Source organism: Bifidobacterium sp. ESL0775, from assembly GCF_029395475.1.
Taxonomy (GTDB): Bacteria; Actinomycetota; Actinomycetes; order Actinomycetales; family Bifidobacteriaceae; genus Bifidobacterium.
Genome location: NZ_CP113917.1, coordinates 1406224 through 1425034, shown reverse-complemented (window position 1 = coordinate 1425034; position 18811 = coordinate 1406224). Strand labels below are relative to the sequence as shown.

Sequence of the window (18811 nt, the reverse complement as noted above, 5' to 3'; positions counted from 1 at the left end):
CAAAGCCGGGCGGGGCGCTTTCGTCGTTTTCGGACTAATTGCTGCCACAAAACCCGTTTAGCCATTTCGCCTCAGAAACGTTGGAAACAAACCAGTCGATTATGACCAGAATCGTACATAACAATACATGATTCGTCATTTTAAACGTTGAAAATCGATGCTTTCTTGTGTGTTAATTAATAAGCCTTATACTTGCGTAGTCATTCAGTATTTTCGAAGGAAGACAATAATGGACAGTAAGAAAAATAATAAAATAATCCTTGATAAGGCTATGGCTAAAGAGATAAACCCAATAGGGTGGATAGTTTATTTGTTAGTGGTTTTAGCGCTTATTGTTTTTTATGCTCTGATTCTAATTTTCAATTTAGGAAATTTGTGGAGCAATATTTATAAAATTTTCGTTATTATTCTTATTTTTATCGCAGGTTTTATGGAATATGATTATTCGGCAAAGGAGATAGAAATAAAAAAATGCATTGCAAATGAACAGTCTGAGAAGGGCTTAAGGGAAACATATAAAATGGATTCTGAACAGGTGTGGTTATTAATTCTCAAACCAATCGCATTGATTGCTACCGTGGCTTCTTCCTGTTTGGGATTATTTCAATAGTACGAATTTGGAAGTCTATGAATTTTTGGGTCCAGTCAACATTCAGTCAACATTGGAACCGTGAAACAGCGATTCTACCGTCTCTATCGTTTTATGGTATGATTTGAGAAATGGCTTTATTCCAACGTTTATCGTCGTTATCGTCTTTGACAGGTTTCTTCGTTTAACGGTCGGTAGTAACAGGATGTCGCAGGTTCAAATCCTGTCATCCCGACCGAAAACGTTGAAATTCCAACGTTTCTTGGTCTTGTGATTTTAGCTGTTTTGGTGTCTAGACACGATTGCGACACGATGGCTTACAATTTTTCAGTATTTCTGTTTCTTATAGAATCGTGGATATTTCTGTATGTTCCTTTGCGTTAACCTTTACATTGTCATTGCCAGTGGGATGATGGCTACAGGCTCAGAAATGTCTACGTGAACTCTGACCGAAACCGTAATCCAGCTACGGCTGGTTCAGGAAACTTAGCCCTTACGGATGAAGTATGGAAAGGAGACCGCTTAATGGCCGATATTCTTAGAAAACCAACTCCAATCGCAAAGATATACGAGGCTTTAAGCGCGGTGGCAGATGGTCGTGTGGAATTGTGTAGTCCGGAATCTAAGGCTATCGTGACTTCATCGGCTCGCACGAAACGTTATACGGTGATGATCTCCGAGCGACTGTATACCTCCAACGACAACGCGACGTACTGGCAGCATTATGCCGGATATCCCATCATCGCGGTGCTCATCGAGCAAGGGAAGATCAGTCTCCCGCCGGATTCCCAACCGCTGTTGAAGCATTTCAAAAACATCAATTGGAAGCAACTGAATACCGAGAACAAAAACCACTACGATAAAGCCATCTCGCAGTTTCTATCCTTGACCGGTCATGCGGATGAAATCAAGAAGCTCGTCCGAAACATATCCGAGCAGGCCAACAGCTTCCCGTTCGCGGTCAAAGGCAACCGCAAACCAATCATCAAGGTGCCGGAAGCAGGGAAATAAAACCCGCAACATGAAACAGGGGGTGCGGGTGCGGAAAATCAGAGAATGCTAGTAACTAGTCGGACACATATTGCGTCGGCATCTCGGAAAGCAAAATAAAGAAGGTCATTTATTCTTTTTGCTCTCGGATTTAGGAACGCCAAGTTTATCCATTACGTCTCTATATGCTTTGATAGCTAGTTTTTCATTCTCAGCTTCAGAGATATCATTTATCTGAAGCCTTAACAAGTCAAGTGGATTAGTTTTAATACCAGTGAAATCGTATTTTAAATCAACTATTACCTGAGTGTAAAAAATCATTATTTCATACGGATTTTGTGGATTTGATTCAGTTGAGCTATTGCATGCATAACTGTATTGTTGGAAAGCGGCATAATCGTGAATTGTACGGGCGGACCCATAAACAATAATTAGTTCTTCGTTTTTCCTAAGCCCTTTTTCTAAAGTTCCGTTTTTTGAATCTTTGCCAATTTCTTTCATGTTTACAAGATAGTGAGTCCAGAAAGTTACTGCTTCTTCTAGTTTTTTGACACCAACTTCGCGATAAAATTCATCAACTTGCATATGTTCTTCATGTGAATTTGATAAATTCTGACGCTTGTCCTGTGAATATTCAGACATCACCTCTGTGAAGAGATCTGTAACCGGCATTTCCTGTTCCTTTATTCAGCTGTGAATATTTTATAATAACTATAAGTATAACAAAGTATTAAAAGACAATTAAGATGCTGCAACGATTAACTGAGCTATAGTTACCTTTTTTATGTGATTTTCTTTTTGGTTTGCAATTTCTTGAGTCGTATGATTACGGTGTCATTTGGATTCTGCTCGACGTAATGTGGCGGGCAGTGTTCGATTCAACGACGCAACACGGCTTCTTCATCGGGTTTTGAGTTTGTGCAGGATGATCGCTGCCTGTTCTGTATACCATGGTGCAGGTTCGCGTCCCGTGGCTTTTGCTTCCTTCTCGGAACCTTATATGGCGATGGAGCATAGTCATAACGCCTCGTCCAGACATCCCTCTCGCTTGAGTTGCTTGATGGGTTCCACTGTTTTAAGATAGTCAATTCCCTGTGCGGTTCCTTGTTCGAACTGCTTCGCCCGTTCTCCTCCCTCCTTATGGGCCTCATGGACTAGTTTTTCGGCATATTCTTTGTTTGAACGAGCTTTTTCCTGCGGTGACAGTGGCGGCCGGTTGGTTTCAGAGTATAGCCATTGCGGTGATGCTTGGCCTATCCAGTACCATGCTTCGCCTCTGAACCCTTTGGCGCGATGGCTGTGAACAGGCGTATCGGAACCGGAGTAGGATTGTGTTTGTTGGAGCTGACTTCAACTCGAGGTGCCAAGGTGCCTGGCAAATAACCGATCCGTTCCCCTTCGACATAAACAGCCACTGCTTTGGCTGAATACTGATTTTCAGGTTCGCGTCTGAGACTGCCGACACATTCGAGATACCCGCCGGTCTCGATACCATGCCGCTGTGCCAGATGGAGGACAGATTCTTTGCAGATTGTCGTAGTGCCGGACAGTTGGGTGATTCCCTAATCCTGAACCTCCTGCATAAGCGCAGTATTCCGATTTATGTCTGTCGATTCTACCGAAATTATGTTTTCTGTATGATATATCGTAACTTATTTAAGAAGTTGATTTTCATGTCCTCTCTTTTCCTTTCTGGATAAAACCAACAATTCTAAAAATTTCATAAAGTACTATCAATATTAATTTTGTTTCTACGAGCAATATAGCAAGAAATTAACTGATAATTTTCTGATATTTGTATAAACGATACCTTCGAGTACTCTAATCTTTATCAGATTCAGGTTATAGCGGGGAGAGCTAGTGTAAATGCAAGTGGCTTTGGAACAAGGTTGGAACTTCTTTCTGTTTGCATACGAGCAAATCGATAAAGTTATCGGCGATTGGGTTGATGAAAGCGGTATACAATCTTATGTTGCATGTTGGTTTGCGTTACTTATTCCCCTGGCTTTGCTGCTTTTTGATATTCATGATAAGGGCTTTGACAATGCCGTTATCATTAAATATGTGATTCGGCCGGTTCGTTTCGTCTTTGGATTTATATGTATGGTTATGCCATGTATGCTATGGCATGAGCATATTTATTTAATCATGGTGATGCTGCTTGTGTGTGGCAGTGTACTTTATTCGATTATGGTATATGGAGCATATCGATGGTTGGTTGGTTCTCAATCTGGTAATCAGCAACAATTCCGGAATCAGGCTAGGTTCGCTTATCTGGATATGATTAGCAGTAATTTTGGTTCTGCTTATGAAATATGGTCAAGAATTCTAGATTCGTTAAGTAAAGATCCGTTTACTGAGCCATCTGATATCGTAAAGCATCTCATTAATGTCGCAAAATATGGGACTGTGCCGGTGCTGAGATTGCTTAATGACAAATTTAGAAGCCTCCCAACTTCTACTTATGAGACAATCTTGAGTGGGCTGCTTCCTTATCTGAAAAAGTATGAAAAACTCGATTGGAGAATACACCCCCAAGGGGAAGTCGCAATAGCTGATTATATTCTGGACAAGTTGCTTGAAGGCTCTAAAAAAGATGGTAGTGCCTCAGAGTCCGTGTTTTTCTTACTTGGGTTAGAGTTTGATTTAAAAAGTAAAAATGGACAAGTTCTCTACATCAGACATGCAAGAACTATTTTTAATAAATTCGATACAGTTCAAGATGCTCAGATTTATGCCTCCAATTTGAGACGGGGGTGGGCGGGAAGAAAGTTGGATTCCTGGCCGCCTTTTGTCGTAGGAGAATTCTTTGAACAGCTACTTTTAAATATTGGCTTTGATGGGCCTAAAACAAATCAAGAAGCCAAAATGGCAACTGGAATAGCAAAAGGGTTGTTGCCAGATACTGATTTATGGGCTCTAGGGGAGCTAGATAAATACGCGAGGATTTGGGATTGGCTTGCTTGTGAAAGTGATCCTGAAATACCAGCTGATGCAAAGACTCTTAGAGAATGGGACATGAAACTCGTGAATACACAACCTTATTTCGAAAGATCTTTATTAGATCAATTTCCTAGCGAATCGAGTCGAGATGAAGCTTTGAGAATAGCGGGAAAGATCTGGAATGGACTATATGAAGATGTAGATGAGCTTGAGAATTCGATTTCGTTACTTGAAGAGATAATAACCATGGGCTCATCAAATAAAGAAGAACTTCAATATGTATGCGATTTGTTAAAACTTCAGAGTAGAGAGCTCTTGCCTTGTGTGGAAAATGATGATTGACTAAATCAAGTCTTTAACCATAAAGGGACGATGATTTCAGTTATTCATGGTTTCAAGCCTTTTTACTGTTTCTTAAAATTTCTTGGTTTTAGTGGAAATCGAACAGTGTGAAGTGTTTCGGGGAACTGTTTGGTGCCAATGATTTCCTCGGTGAACTGACAAATAATGCAAAGTAAAATTTTGTTATATCGTTTGGAATCCTCAGGATATTCAAAGGATTGAGAGTTTTGTTATTCTGCTTTCTGGGCGGGATTCTGATAGAATAAACAGAGTTCAATGATTTTACTCATTTTAGAGTGTCACAACTTTTGCTTCATCATTGCGTTTATCTATTTATGTTTTTGTTAATTTGGTTGGCAAAAGCTAGCTGTTAATAGTAGCTGTTGTTGGTCTATAGTCTGTTCGGATTTCGTTTCCATAATGGCTTAATAACTTTTCCTCGCTTCTGCAGAGAAACCAATAGAAATACCGCAAGCAAACCGCACACCACGACCGGAACGATGCTGGCTTCGAAGCCGAAGGAGCCGCCGGTCAGGATTGCGGGGCCTTGCCAACTTGCGGTGAACCATGACGATTGCTTGCCGAGGCCGGAGACGACGGAACCGAATATCGGGCCTTCGGCGACGTTCCACATGGCGTGGAAGCCGATGACCCACCACAGTGATCTGGTCCACGCGTAGATGGCCGCGAACAGCGCGCCGGACTCTATTGCGAGGGCGAGTGCTCCCCACAGCGTCGCTCTGGGGTTGTTCAGGTGCATGAGCCCGAACAACAGGGCGGAAATCAGAACGCCGCCCCACGTTCCGATCCATTCCTCGAGCAGTCTGAAGATGATGCCGCGGCACGCGATTTCCTCGCCGATGCCGCCGCAGAAGCCCATGACGAAAATATCCATCCACGGCGAGTAGTCCGGGTTGAAGTCGATGACGCGATAGCTGCCGGTAAGGAAGAGAATACCGATGCACAGGGCGATGACGCCGAAGCCCGCGAACATTCCAACCGGTAGTCCTGGGAGCCGGGAGAGTCGTAGTTCGTAAGGGTTTCTGCGTTTTTCGAGCAACATCACCACTATCAGGTAGGCGATGACGACCGCTGCGACTTCCAGCGGAGCCGATACTGACATGGACAGCATCCATCGGTTCTCGCCGCTGGCATAGCGCTGGATGTGCAGAACATGTTTGACCAGCATGAAGGCAGGAACATAGAGCACAAGGAATATCAGGATAAAAGCGAGAAGATGCACCAGCGTCCGGACGGCAGCCTGTTTCTTTCCGGCTTTCACGTTCTCGTGGTCTGGTGTCAGCATCATGCTCCTCTCAACAGAAATACTCCTTCTGAATAAATAATGATAATCTATTACCTGTAAAATCGACGGTCGATTAAAGGCAAAGGGAGAAATCGCGATGGAGCGGATTGAAGTTGCTTGCAATGCTATCGATGAGAACGGTAAGTTTAAAACGGAATTTACGGGGAGAGGGCGCGACGTTTCGCCGGAATTTACGTTTTCGGGCATTCCGAGCAACGCCAAGACATTGGCCGTCGTTCTGCGAGATATGAGTCATCCATTGTTCGGAGAAATGACGCATTGGCTTATCTGGGATTTGCCGGTTATAAATACTTTGCCGGCGGGCATCGCCAAGGGAGCGCGGCCTGGAATCGGTGATGCAGTTCAGGGAATGGCGTATGGCTGGCATCGTTATCGCGGGCCGAAGCCGCCGAAAGGAACCAGCCACCGTTACGAGTTCACCGTCTATGCCGTGGACCGGAAACTTGGACTTGGGCCAATGACGTCTTACCGCAGACTCAAAGCCGAGTTGGACGGCGAAGTGCTTGGCATGGGCAGTGTTGAAGCAACGTTTGAATAGATTTCGAATGTCATGCTCTCTAGGACGGTCGTTAATTGAACCTGCCAAGCAACAGCGGTAGTCTGGTATAAGCGAGTTGTCCAGACAAATATATCGGTCATGCTGGTTGCATGCAAATTGGGTTGCTCTGCGCGAAGCTGTGCAGGAGCAGTAAAGCCGTGCGCAACGTTGACCGGCAATGACCTGTTGGCAGGAAAGAGTGGTTATGAAGCGGCGCAAAGTGGCGATTGTGGCATGCGCAATACTCGTCGTCGTGGCGGTTGTGGGAGGTGTCTGCTGGGCGTTGGGTGGTTCGCTCCGAAAACAGCAAAATAGCGCTTCCGCAAAACCAGCTAATGTCGTTAGCCAGCTTCAGACGGTAAGCTATGACATCACCTACCAGGGAAAACATTACGCGAAAACAGCGAGCGTCTATGTTCCCGCCGCATATCATAAAGGCACACCGATGAATATCCTGTATTTGGTGCATGGCTCGTGGACGAATGGTCCGAAACTGGCCGGGCAGATGCAGGGCACACTGGATGAGTGTCTTTCCGGCAAACCGATGCTCGTGGTTTTCCCGACGTATTATCCCGACGACACATTCGTGGTCCGTGATTACCACAAGGATTATGCGCTGAACCGATTCTTCGCCACCGATGAGATTGAGCCCCTTATGCGGGCCGTCGAAAGTCGTTTCACGACATATTCTTCGGGTGTTTCGGAGGCTGATTTCGTCGCCAGCAGGGCACACAGGGCTTTCAGCGGCTATTCCATGGGAGGCATCACCGCATGGGAGATGCTCGCGGCCAAACCCCAGTATTTCCACGATTTCATGCCAATGGCCGAGTCCAGTTGGATCAATAAAACCACTGGCGGCACCACGGACGCAGATACCGCCGCAAGTCTGGTGGCGGGTTTGAAGGCCAGAGGATACGGGTCCAAAGATGTGACGGTCGTTGCCATGACGGGGGAGAAGGACAACAGTAAGACAGGTATGTTTCCTCAGATTGACGCGTTGCGAAAAACGCAGGGAGACATCATGACCCAGCAGAACCTCATGTACTGGGAGAATCCTGGAGGTAAACATGGCCTTGCCTCGTTGAAGGCCGAGGTCAGCCACGGAGTGCCGTATCTCTTCGCACAGTAGTTCATGCGGACGCGGGCCCAACAGCGTTCAGAGATGCAGATATATGCTGATGGCTGAGGGTGATTCGAACGGTTTTGACTTCGAGCGCTTGAGGTCTTTACATTGGATTTCGGAATGAGGATACGCCCAACGTATTTGTAATCCAACAATAAACAAGTTTGTTCATTACTGTGATGATATGACGGCAATCGTGGAGCGCAAGGCACAGACCTTACCGACTATCGAAAAAGGAACAAAATGTCAATACTTGACGAAGACTATGCATTGAACAACGGGGTGCAAATTCCCAAATTGGGTTTCGGTACGTGGCTGATTGACGACGACAAGGCCGGGGCGGCGGTGCAGACGGCGCTCGCGTGCGGATACCGCTATGTCGACACCGCCCAGGCCTACGGGAACGAGCGTGGTGTGGGTGAAGGCGTGCGCGCCTCGGGTCTCAAGCGCGAGGATGTGTTCGTCAGTACGAAGGTGAGGGCCGAATACAAGGACTACCAGTCCGCCAAAAACTCCATCGAAGCCTCGCTCAAGGCACTCGATATCGATTACATCGATCTGCTTCTCATCCACGCACCGGAACCTTGGTCCCATTTCCACGAGGGCGACCATTGCTTCGAAGGCAACCTTGAGGCGTGGCGGGCGATGGAAGAAGCCGTGAAGGCCGGTAACGTCCGTGCCATTGGCGTCTCGAACTTCGAGAATGTCGATCTTGACAACATTTTGCAGCACTGCGAAATCAAGCCGGTGGTCAACCAGCTGCTTACACATGTGGGCAACACGCGTTTCGATCTGCTCGACACCGCCAAGAAGAACAGCATTCTGGTCGAGGCATATTCGCCAATCGCCCATGGCGAGATGGCAGGTAATCCGAAGCTGGCCAAGATGGCGGAACGTTATGGTGTCTCCGTGCCTCAGCTGATGATTCGTTACTGTCTGGAACTCGGCACGTTGCCGTTGCCCAAGGCTTCTTCCGAAGCCCATATCAAGGCCAATGCCGAGGTCGATTTCAGTATCAGCACGGAAGACATGCAGACGCTTCGCAATATGCCGAAGGTCAAGGATTATGGCGAGGCCAGCGATTTCCCTGTGTTCAGCGGACGCTGATCACTTCATCAATTTTATCGACGATCGCCGATACATCGATTGATATGCAACCTGGTTTGTCGGAAAACTGATAAGCCAGTGCGTGCATCACAAACCAATAATTCCACCAGAAAAGAGATAAAGAAAATGGCAACAACATTCACGAATCCAAGCCCATTCCCAATGGGCCATCCGAACGATGCTTACGCCCAGTATTTTGACGGCCAAAGCTACAATGCTCCACTGGGTGGCACGGACCAGGCCAAGGTCGCCAACGTGACTTTCGAGGCCGGCTGCAGGAACCATTGGCATATCCACCACAAGGCCACGCAGATTCTCATCGCCGTGGGCGGGCGCGGTTACTGCCAGTTCGAGGGCGAGCCGGTACGCGAGATGCGTCCTGGCGACGTGGTGGTCGTGCCGCCGGAAACCAAGCACTGGCACGGCGCCAGCCCGAATGAGCCGTTCGCGCACGTGGCCGTCATGGTGCCCGAAGAGGGTGCCTCGAACGAGTGGCTCGAACCGGTCGATCCTAAGGAATATGGCAAGCTGAACTGATCGCACCAGTGTAGATTTTTAATTCTGGTTGATCATTCAATTGCCGCGTTGATAGCGTCTGCGACTTGGCGTGGGTCGGCAACGCCCAGTACCAAGCGGTCGAACTTTTCGTCGCGAAGCTGGATGACCAGGGGCTGTTCTGGTTGGGTGATGTTCCAGAACTCGATGTCACCATCGGGGAATTTGAATGTGCCGGCCTTTTTGTCTGAAGTAGCGAGACCAGGATCTCGGAATGCGCGGCGTCCGGACATGTTGAATCCGGGGTCGACGGTTGCGCCCGCCACGTGAGCCAGCGGAATTTTCAGATTGCTTTTGAGTGACCAGAGTTTATTAAGGCCCTTCGGAATGACTTTCATGGTCGTTCCTTCGATGGTTACGGTGTTGCTTCCCGTATTCCCGGAATCATTGCGATTCATCTTGTTGCCGTTCTTCTGATTGTTTCCGATTTCGGACATGGTGATACTTCCTTTGGTGATTATTGGTTTGAATGGGTTTGATTGACTTGAATTGGTTCAGGCTACATTGATTGAGTCGGTCGTTTGCCTTTTGTTGATTCCGGCCCGATTAAAAAGATTGTCTCCGAGGGATTGCGATAATAGCGCTTGTTGTTCCGGAGGAATTTGAGAGCGCCACTTGACGATGATGTCACGGACCTTTGCGTCGTGAGGTGCCAGTTCCAGACAGGCGATGGCCACTAGTGTCAGAACATCATTTGAGAAGAGGCTGTTTGCTGAGGATTGTGGTTCGGGTCGAATCGTCTTTCGGCCAGGAACGGATTGATCCGACGGTGAAGTGGTTTGCGCAGGAACACTCTTGTCCTCGTCAGATTCAGATTCATCTTCAGCTTTGCGTTCGGTCTTACGGTTAAACGCAGCTTGCAATACTTTCAGGAATACGCCACGTTTGCTACCGAACGCTTGGTAGAGGCTGCCGCGTTTGAGCCCGGTCGCGGCTACGAGGTCATCAATCGAGGTGGCGTCGTAGCCGTGCGTGCAGAAAACCTTACGACATTGTTCGAGCACTTGATGCTCATCAAAACTTCTTGGTCTTGCCATAATTGGCACTATAGCAGTTTTTGAATGAATAGTCAAAAACTACAAGTCGTGAGTATCAATCGATTATGCAGTCTCGATTTAAATTCGTACTCAGCTGCTTCGCCGGAACGTATTGAATAAAAAGAAGACCGTTCTTTTCCAATGTAAAGAACGGTCTTGCTTGATTTCCAGACTAATAATCACTTGATGTCGTCGAAATTCAAGCCGAGCGCCTTGGCGACGCGGGTGCCGTAGTCAGGATCGGCCTGATAGAACTGCTTGGTCTCGAGAACCTTGATTTCCTCGGCGTGCTCGCCCTCGACCTGACCCAGGTTGGAGGCGATGGTCGTGACCAGGCGCTGCTTCTCCTCTTCGCTCAGCACGTTGTAGAGCGCGCCGGCGGCGGAGAAGTTGTCGGGCTCGTAGGCGGCGTAGTTGCCGGTCTTGCCTTCCAACTGATCGCCATGGTTGCGGGCGGAGTTGTCCTCTCTCGGGCCGTCGAAGCTGTTCGGCTCGTAGTCGACGGAGCCGTCCTGCGCGTTATTCGACATAAAGCCGTCACGCTCGTAGTTGTGCACCTCGCCCAAGGGGCGGTTGACCTTGAGCTGCTCGTAGTTGGCGCCGAGGCGGTAACGCGCGGCGTCCTTGTAGGCGAAGAGGCGCCCCTGCAGCATCTTGTCTGGTGTTGGTTCGATGCCCGGCACGAAGTTGGCGGGTGCGAACGCGGACTCCTCGACGTCCTCGAAGTAGTTGTCGGGGTTGCGGTTCAGCGTGAACTCGCCGATCTCGATCAGCGGGTAGTCCTTGTGGGAGACGACCTTGGTGATGTCGAAGATGTCGTGCTTGTAGTTGAGGCCCTCTTCGTAGGGGAGGATCTGCACGCAGACCTTCCAGGACGGATAGTTCTTGGACTCGATGGCGTCGAAGAGCTCGTGCAGCAGGTAGTCGGTGTCCTTGCTGGCTGCCTTGGCGGCGGTCTCTTCGCTCATGTTGACCACGCCTTGCTCGCTCATGAAGTGGTACTTGACCCAGAAGGCGGTGCCGTCGGCGGTGACCCACTTGAAGGTGTGGCTGCCGTAGCCGTTCATGGTGCGGTAGCTGGCCGGGTTGCCGCGGTCGCCCATCAGGTAGGTGACCTGATGCACGGTTTCGGGGGAGTGCGCCCAGAAGTCCCACTGGCGGGTTTGGTTGCGCAGGTGGGTGCGCGGGTCGCGCTTCTGGGAGTGGATGAAGTCGGGGAACTTCAGCGGGTCCTGGATGAAGAAGGTCGGCGTATTGTTGCCGACGATGTCGTAGTTGCCCTCTTGGGTGTAGAAGCGCAGGGCGAAGCCGCGGACGTCACGCAGGGTGTCGGGGTAACCGAGCTCGCCGGCTACCTGTGAGAAACGCAGGAAGATCGGGGTCTCCTTGCCCTCGCCGTTGAACACGTCAGCCTTGGTGTACTCGCTCATATCCTTCGTGAGCTTGAACGTGCCGTATGCGCCGGCGCCCTTGGCATGCACCACGCGTTCCGGGATGCGCTCGCGGTTGAAGTGTGCGAGCTTCTCGACCAGCTGGTAGTCCTGCAGCAGCACCGGGCCGCGCACGCCGGCGGTCTGGGAATGGGTGTTGTCGGCCCAGGGCTGGCCGGAAGCAGTGTTGAGATTATCGGTCAATGAAATCCTCCTGTCGTAACGATGTAGGAAGAAGATAACAATTCCGCCGGTTTGAAACAAGGGTTTGGCATCGTTTTGTGGGCTTTGCGACATTTTGTCTCGAAATCCTTGACATTGTGAAATTCCCATATTTTCAGTCCTTGCGACCATTGTTCGACCAAATTAAATTAGCGACAAGCGAACGTGCCGGAATGGTTGGTCCCGTTTCGGATTGGCGGTTCGATAGACTTGCGATTATGCATATTCTTCTACCGCCGTCCGAAGGCAAGGCCGCGCCGACCGCAGGGCCGGCGTTTGATTTGGACAGGCTTTCATTTCCGGAACTCAACGACGCCAGAAAAACGGTGTTGTCGGCGTTGATTGAAGTGTCGAAGCGTGATGATGCGGCGAAGATTCTGAAAGTAGGAGCCAAAGGGACGCAGGAGATCCTCGCCCAACGCGACATTCTTTCGGCGCCCTGTGCGCCGGCTCGTGAGGTGTATACAGGAGTGCTATACAAAGCCGCTCAATTGCATCGGGACGATGACGTGTTGATCTTCTCGGGCTTGTTCGGTGTGACTAGGGGCGAGGATTCGATACCGACTTATCGTCTTTCGATGAATGTCTCGCTTCCCGGCGTCGGCGCGTTGAAATCGTTCTGGCGCAATCGGCTTGCAAGCTGGAATCCGGATACCGGTTTTGCTGGTAACGCTGGCGTCACGGTCGACTTACGTTCTGAACTCTATCGAGTGACCAAGCCGAATGCGTCAGATGAAAATACTCAATGGTGGGACATCCGTATCGCCAATTCCCAAAACAAAACCATCTCCCACATGGCCAAGCATTATCGAGGCTTGTTGACGAGAGCCATACTCGACGCTCCCGCCCAACCCGTAGTCGACGTCGCACGCACCCTTGGCAAAGTAAGTATGAAGGCAGAGGATGGCATCAACCATCTGACATTAGTTCCGTCAGGTCTCTAAACATTTGTGACTGTACAACTTTGATGAGATGCACAGCCACAGTTTTTGATTCAACTTTTATTCCCATTGAACGTTGTCAAGATCGATGCCCTGGGCGGCGGCGTTGGCATCGATGATGTCGTGGAGCCATTGGGCCAGGCCGGGTTCGATGTCGTCGTAGTGCTTCTTGAAACGCTTGTCGGCGACGTACATCCGGCCGAGGCTCACCTGCATTGGCAGGCTCACTTCGTAGTAGTAGAGCGACGCACGGTGTTCCTCGGCGAGTTCATTGGCTTCGTCGCTACCGGGCTTGACGCCGCGGCGCTTGGCGTCGGCCAGTTTCGCCTCAACGTCGCGCATATGTTGTTCATCCTTCATTTTGGTGTTCCCGTCCGTGCCGGTCTCCCGCTCGGCAAATTCCATCCATTGTTTCGTATCGCCCCAGCGGTCTTTGGCCTCATTTTGTCTTGAGTCGGTGGTTTCTGTATTGGCCATGGTCGTTCCTTTCTCTGCCATGTCGATGAGTCGGTCGGTGTCATCAAGGGTTCGCTGAAGATGCCGCAGCTTCTTTTTGAGGTTGCTGCGTCCGACTTTGAGTTCCTTAATGACAACTGGCGCGGGCGCGTCGAGCAACCGCCCGATGCGTGTGGCCGGTACGCCCAGCTCTTTGTAGATGAGCAGACGGCGGAGGCGGTTCAGATCGCCGGGTCCGTAGACCCGGTAGCCGCTGGCATCGCGCGCCGGGGTGAGCAGACCAAGGTCTTCCCAGTGCCGAAGCATGCGCACGCTGACGTGGAACATGGTTGACATTTCTCCGATGGTCAGGCCGAATCGTTCGGCCGGCGTCCACGAGCCATCGCTTGCGCTTGTTCCGTGCAATCCGTTCCTCCTTCGTTAGCTCGTCTGCGGCCGCTTTGCGGTCGCAAGAGAAAAGCTATGCCCTGACAATATGTCAGGGTCAACAACCATCGGCGTGTCGCGGGGTAATGAGTCTGGAAATATGCTGTAGGGGAGTTCCTCTAAAATTCCGACTATGAAGAGCTCCGAAACCCATGCCGCCAAAGCCATTGTCGATCGCGGAAGGTCATATCGCACAGAATCCCAAGATGCGGCAAGCCAGAAAGCTGAATTACCTGATCCCTGGCCTGCTCCGCTGGCGCAGGGTCCGTTGAACGCGACGGTGGTGGTTCCGGGAAGCAAGTCGTTGTCGAACCGGTATCTCATTTTGGCCGCGCTTGGGCAAAAGCCGGCCACGATTTCGGGTTTGTTGCGCTCACGCGACACGGATCTGATGGCGGGCGCGTTGAGAGCGCTCGGGGTCGGCGTCAAGTTCGATGAGACCGATGAGACGCGCGTGACGGTGACGCCTCCGGTCAATGGCCGGTTCAAGGGGAATGTCACGGTTTTTTGCGGACTTGCGGGCACGGTGATGCGTTTCGTTCCGGGCTTGGCGTTGTTCGCCGATGGTCCTGTGCGTTTTGATGGCGACAAGCAGGCTTACGCGCGGCCAATGCATCCGTTACTCGACGGGCTTGGGCAGTTGGGCGCTCATATCGAATACCACGGCGAGCCCGGTTTTCTGCCATTCACCATCACACCGCCGCAATCACGACGATTTGAAGCGCAAAGGAATGGTGAGGATCCGGACGCCATGAATGAATCCGGTGATCCCGCCATTTTCCAGCCAGCTAAGGTCGAGATCGATTCATCCTCATCCTCGCAGTTCATTTCCAGCTTGCTGCTGATTGGCTCACGCCTACCGGACGGACTCGATCTGAAACATACCGGTAGCAAGCTTCCCAGCATGCCGCACATTTGTATGACAATGGCTGATGTTGATGGGGCTGGAGGAAAGGCTGAGATGCCAGAAATCGGCCATTGGCAGGTCGCCCATCGTGAACTGCAACTGCCTGAAGGGGTAGTGGTGGAGCCGGATCTGTCGAACGCCGCTCCATTCCTGGGCGCCGCGATGATCGCCGGAGGTTCGGTGAGCGTGCCAAATTGGCCGACCTCGACCACTCAGCCAGGTGGGTTGCTTCCGGGTATTCTGCAAAAGATGGGTGCCACGGTCACGTTGGAAGGAAGGCCGTTTGATGATGTCATGGCCGACGTACGTGGACATCAAAGGGCAGTCCCAGTACCCAGAAATGGGACATTGAAGGTTTCGATGGACGGTCCTATTCGAGGGCTGGGCAAGAATTTCGACATGTCGGCGGCGGGGGAGATTGCTCCCAGCATCGCCGCTTTGGCGACGTTGGCCGATGGTCCCAGCGAACTCGTTGGCATCGGCCATCTCCGAGGCCACGAGACGAACCGTCTGGCCGCTCTGGTCACGGAAATCACCCGTATCGGCGCCAAAGCCGAGGAATTGCCGGACGGATTGGCCATCACCCCAGTGCCAAATGACGAGTTGCATGGCGAAGTCATGGAGACCTACGCCGATCATCGCATGGCCACGTTCGCGGCGATGATTGGCCTTGCGGTTGCCAACACCCGCATCCGCGACATCGCGACCACCCGCAAGACCATCCCCGATTTTCCGGGGATGTGGTCCGGGATGCTTTCGCAGCAATAGCAAGGTATTTCCGATTGGCTTTCCAAGGGTTGGTAATGGATGTCAAGCGGTTCCAACACTGCGATGAAGCTCAACACCAATTAGCCGTTCAGCCAGGCCATCATATTGACAAGCCGTTGTCGGCGATGAGCTGCTGAATCGCTGTGTGTTTTGAATTAGTCGTGGCTCAGCCCAGCCGTATACGTTTCTGAGCGGATTCACTTTCAAATCGTTATATCCAATATGATGATTATTATTAAATACTGATATAACAACATTGACAGAAAGTTTGATTATGGCTCGACAGGATGATTCTCCCCAAAAGCAATTCGATTCGGATGACGCGTTGAACCGCGGTGACGACGTGGGCAATACCGCGGCAACCACACCACAGGAAGGCAGCCCACAAGCTGGTGGTCAGGAAGCTCCAGCGGCAACCCCGCAGGGCGTGCCGTCGGCCGACATGCAACAGCCTGTCGTTCCCCAGTTCGGATCGTTGGATGCCAATGGTACGCAACAAGCCGCTCAGCAAGGTATGCCACAGGGCATCGGGCAACAGCCCGATGTTCCCCAGTTCCAATCGCTCAATAACAACGTGGCGCAGTCGGGAGCGCCGCAGCAGGGCCAGCAAGGTTCCCCATATCCTCCCCAAGGTGCGCCGCAAGGCTACCCGCAACAGCGGAACCAACCGCAGGTTGGCTATCCCCAACAGCAGGGGAGGATGCCGAATCAAGGAATGCCCAGTCAGCAGGTCTATCCCAATGGCCAGTACGCCCAGCCCATGGGCAACAACACTCCCGGACAGCCAGGCGCCCCGAAGAAGCCGACGTCGAAGAACCAGAAGATTCTTTATATCGTCATCGCGGTCATCGCCGTCGTGGTCATCATCGCGCTGATTATCGTGGGCTCGATGGGCGCGAAGTCCAAGAACAACGCCGAAGACCAGAAACTCACGGGTTCCGCTCTGTATGACAATGCGAACAAGAACACGCGAAAGCTCACCGATGCGCAAACGGCCATCAGCACGGATTATCTCAACCTCGCCCAGGACGCGACCAAAAGCATCCCCGTTCCGGAAGAGAACGTCAAATCCCTGAAGTCGGATGTGAAGAAGCTCGGCAAGGCGAACGCCGATTTCGCGGCAAGCCCCGCCTATAAGAGCAGCGACAAACTCAAGAAAAGCTATGACGTCTACGCCAAGCAATCGAAGAAGTACATCCAATACATGAATTCGTTCGCGGATTCCGCGGCCGATTTCCAGAAGGCGAATCAGGATTGCGCCGCGAAGCCGACGGTCGACTTTGAGCAGAACAATTACGCCGATGTCTACAAGCCGTATATCCAGACCTGTCAGAATGACCTGAAGCCTCTGTCGACCTCCAAGAACGCCCCCATCAAGAAATACGCGGACGACACCAACCAGAAGATGACCCAGATCGCCACGTTGACCCAGCAGATCCAGGCCATGGGCTCTGAGACCAACATCTTCGAGAGCCCCTCGTTGAACGACCAGCACGATAAACTCACCGATCAGTTGCGCGATCTTGTCCCGGACTCCTACAGCCTGAGTTTCTATGACGCCGAGAAAACAGTCGACATCGAGAGCTCTCTGCAGGATCTTGACCGGGTCGTCACGGATCTGATCAAAACCGAGTGACGGATAGGCCACACTGACAATGTGTGGTTCGTGGTTTGTCGGCGGTTTTGCTGACGCGGCTGCGGATTACGGCGTTTGCCAGGAGTCGCTTAATCGCTCTTGACGAGGCTTACTGCACCAAGAGGTGCCTAGTACGATTTGGGCTGTGCAACACGTAAATGGTGTTGCACAGCCCAAATTTTGTTTATTGTCAGATTTCAGAATCTAACGAAACAGGCAGACTCATTTCTTGAAGACGTTGCCGTAGGAATCCTTGCCCTCGGTCGCGATCTTGTCGGCCTTGTGGGCGATGGCAAGTTCCTCGTTGGTGGGGATGACGGCGATGATCACGGAGCTGTCGGGGGTGGAGATGATGCGCGGTTCCTTGGAACGGGCGTCGTTCTTCGCCTTGTCGAGCTTCACGCCGAACGGCGCGAGACGCTCGCAGACGCGGGCGCGCACGTTGTTGTCGTTCTCGCCGACGCCGGCGGTGAAGGTGATCACGTCCACGCCGCCCATCTGAGCGGTGTAGTTGCCGATGTAGCCGACGATGCGATGAATGTAGATGTCCATGGCGAGAATGGCGTCCTCGTTGCCTTCGCTGATGAGGCGATCGACCTCGCGCATGTCGCCGTAGCCGGTCATGCCGGTCATGCCGGACTTCTTGTTGAAGAGCTCATCGATCTCGTCGACGTTCATGTGGGCGTTGCGGATGAGATGGAAGACGGCGGCAGGGTCGATGTCACCGGTGCGTCCGCCCATCACCAGGCCTTCCAGTGGTGTGAGGCCCATGGAGGTGTCGATCGGACGACCGGAAATCTGCGCGGAGGCGGAAGCGCCGTTGCCGATGTGCAGCACGATCTGCTTCAGGCCTTCGGCGGGCTTGCCAACCACGCCAGGAACGACGGAGCCGATGTATTCGTGGCTGGTGCCATGGGCGCCGTAGCGACGGATCTTGTACTTCTCGGCGACTTCCTTGTTCAAGGCGTACGTGCTGGCTTCCTTCGGAAGTTGGAAGAAGAAGGAGGAGTCGAAGACGAAGATCTGCGGCACGTCAGGCAGAAGTTGTTCCATGACCTCGGCGCCGGTGGCCTCAGGGCCGTTGTGCAGCGGGGCGAGCACGGCGAGGTCCTTGACCTGCTGAATGGTCTTGGCATTGACGAGCGCCGGCTGCGGGAAGACGGAACCACCCTGCACCACGCGGTGACCGACAGCCACGATGCCGGATTCCTGAAGATCGGGGCCATACTCCTTGAAGAAGCCGAGGACGCGCTTCAAACCGTCGGCGTGGGTCTTGATGGGCTCTTCGAGCTCGTGCTTCTCGCCGTTGTATTCGTGCTTGTAATGGCCATCGATGGGTTCGCCGATCTTCTCCACGAGGCCGCTCGCGAGAGCGCCGCCGGTTTCGAGATCCACCAGCTGGTACTTGATCGAGCTGGAACCGGAATTGATGACAAGGACGGTTTTCGCCATTGTGTGCATCCTCCAAATAGAT

General features: G+C 51.5%; 17 protein-coding genes. 10 read left to right on the top strand and 7 right to left on the bottom strand.

Annotation, left to right across the window (positions count from 1 at the left end; translation table 11 throughout):
* Nucleotides 1-229: 229 nt before the first annotated feature.
* Both OZX73_RS05280 and OZX73_RS05275 read left to right on the top strand, forming a co-directional pair.
* Complete coding sequence (locus tag OZX73_RS05280) at nt 230-610, top strand: hypothetical protein (RefSeq protein WP_277148228.1); 381 nt, start codon at nt 230-232, stop codon at nt 608-610.
* A gap of 504 nt (nt 611-1114) precedes the next feature.
* Nucleotides 1115-1600, top strand: a complete 486-nt coding sequence (locus OZX73_RS05275; RefSeq protein WP_277148226.1) for a hypothetical protein — start codon at nt 1115-1117, stop codon at nt 1598-1600.
* A gap of 105 nt (nt 1601-1705) precedes the next feature.
* On the opposite strand, the gene OZX73_RS05270 is transcribed toward OZX73_RS05275, so the two are convergent.
* Nucleotides 1706-2251, bottom strand: a complete 546-nt coding sequence (locus OZX73_RS05270; protein WP_277148224.1) for a hypothetical protein — start codon at nt 2249-2251, stop codon at nt 1706-1708.
* Nucleotides 2252-3451: 1200 nt separating this feature from the next.
* On the opposite strand from OZX73_RS05270, the gene OZX73_RS05265 reads away from it, so the two are divergent.
* Nucleotides 3452-4864 (top strand): hypothetical protein, encoded by a 1413-nt coding sequence (locus OZX73_RS05265; protein ID WP_277148222.1) that lies wholly within the window; start codon nt 3452-3454, stop codon nt 4862-4864.
* A gap of 391 nt (nt 4865-5255) precedes the next feature.
* Here OZX73_RS05265 and OZX73_RS05260 read toward each other — a convergent pair whose 3' ends face one another.
* Nucleotides 5256-6173: a type II CAAX endopeptidase family protein gene (locus OZX73_RS05260; protein WP_277148220.1), complete on the bottom strand. Its 918-nt coding sequence runs from the start codon at nt 6171-6173 to the stop codon at nt 5256-5258.
* 94 nt (nt 6174-6267) lie between these two features.
* Between OZX73_RS05260 and OZX73_RS05255 the strand changes: the two genes are divergently transcribed.
* From OZX73_RS05255 to OZX73_RS05240, 4 genes are all read left to right on the top strand, one after another.
* Complete coding sequence (locus OZX73_RS05255) at nt 6268-6729, top strand: YbhB/YbcL family Raf kinase inhibitor-like protein (protein WP_277148218.1); 462 nt, start codon at nt 6268-6270, stop codon at nt 6727-6729.
* 205 nt (nt 6730-6934) lie between these two features.
* On the top strand, nt 6935-7858 hold the full coding sequence (locus OZX73_RS05250) for an alpha/beta hydrolase-fold protein (RefSeq protein WP_277148216.1): 924 nt from the start codon (nt 6935-6937) through the stop codon (nt 7856-7858).
* Between the two features lie 237 nt (nt 7859-8095).
* Nucleotides 8096-8959, top strand: coding sequence for an aldo/keto reductase (locus OZX73_RS05245; RefSeq protein ID WP_277148214.1), 864 nt, complete (start codon nt 8096-8098; stop codon nt 8957-8959).
* Nucleotides 8960-9085: 126 nt separating this feature from the next.
* The gene (locus OZX73_RS05240) at nt 9086-9496 is read left to right on the top strand and encodes a cupin domain-containing protein (RefSeq protein ID WP_277148212.1); all 411 of its coding nucleotides are present in this window, start codon (nt 9086-9088) and stop codon (nt 9494-9496) included.
* A 32-nt stretch (nt 9497-9528) separates the two neighbouring features.
* Here OZX73_RS05240 and OZX73_RS05235 read toward each other — a convergent pair whose 3' ends face one another.
* The 3 genes from OZX73_RS05235 to OZX73_RS05225 all read right to left on the bottom strand — a co-directional run bounded on the left by OZX73_RS05235 (nt 9529) and on the right by OZX73_RS05225 (nt 12185).
* Nucleotides 9529-9951, bottom strand: coding sequence for a hypothetical protein (locus tag OZX73_RS05235; RefSeq protein WP_277148210.1), 423 nt, complete (start codon nt 9949-9951; stop codon nt 9529-9531).
* A 57-nt stretch (nt 9952-10008) separates the two neighbouring features.
* Nucleotides 10009-10551 carry a TetR/AcrR family transcriptional regulator gene (locus OZX73_RS05230; RefSeq protein WP_277148208.1) on the bottom strand — a complete coding sequence of 181 codons (543 nt, stop codon included), beginning with the start codon at nt 10549-10551 and terminating at the stop codon, nt 10009-10011.
* A 179-nt stretch (nt 10552-10730) separates the two neighbouring features.
* Nucleotides 10731-12185, bottom strand: a complete 1455-nt coding sequence (locus OZX73_RS05225) for a catalase (protein WP_277148206.1) — start codon at nt 12183-12185, stop codon at nt 10731-10733.
* 236 nt (nt 12186-12421) lie between these two features.
* On the opposite strand from OZX73_RS05225, the gene yaaA reads away from it, so the two are divergent.
* Nucleotides 12422-13147 (top strand): peroxide stress protein YaaA, encoded by a 726-nt coding sequence (yaaA, locus tag OZX73_RS05220; protein WP_277148204.1) that lies wholly within the window; start codon nt 12422-12424, stop codon nt 13145-13147.
* A 57-nt stretch (nt 13148-13204) separates the two neighbouring features.
* Here yaaA and OZX73_RS05215 read toward each other — a convergent pair whose 3' ends face one another.
* A complete protein-coding gene (locus OZX73_RS05215) occupies nt 13205-14005 on the bottom strand; it encodes a TipAS antibiotic-recognition domain-containing protein (RefSeq protein WP_277148202.1) in 801 nt (266 codons plus the stop codon).
* A 154-nt stretch (nt 14006-14159) separates the two neighbouring features.
* Between OZX73_RS05215 and OZX73_RS05210 the strand changes: the two genes are divergently transcribed.
* Together OZX73_RS05210 and OZX73_RS05205 are read left to right on the top strand one after the other, a co-directional pair.
* Nucleotides 14160-15701 (top strand): 3-phosphoshikimate 1-carboxyvinyltransferase, encoded by a 1542-nt coding sequence (locus tag OZX73_RS05210; protein ID WP_277148200.1) that lies wholly within the window; start codon nt 14160-14162, stop codon nt 15699-15701.
* A gap of 274 nt (nt 15702-15975) precedes the next feature.
* Complete coding sequence (locus OZX73_RS05205) at nt 15976-17337, top strand: hypothetical protein (protein WP_277148198.1); 1362 nt, start codon at nt 15976-15978, stop codon at nt 17335-17337.
* Between the two features lie 222 nt (nt 17338-17559).
* Here OZX73_RS05205 and OZX73_RS05200 read toward each other — a convergent pair whose 3' ends face one another.
* Complete coding sequence (locus OZX73_RS05200; protein ID WP_277148196.1) at nt 17560-18789, bottom strand: acetate kinase; 1230 nt, start codon at nt 18787-18789, stop codon at nt 17560-17562.
* Nucleotides 18790-18811 lie beyond the last annotated feature (22 nt).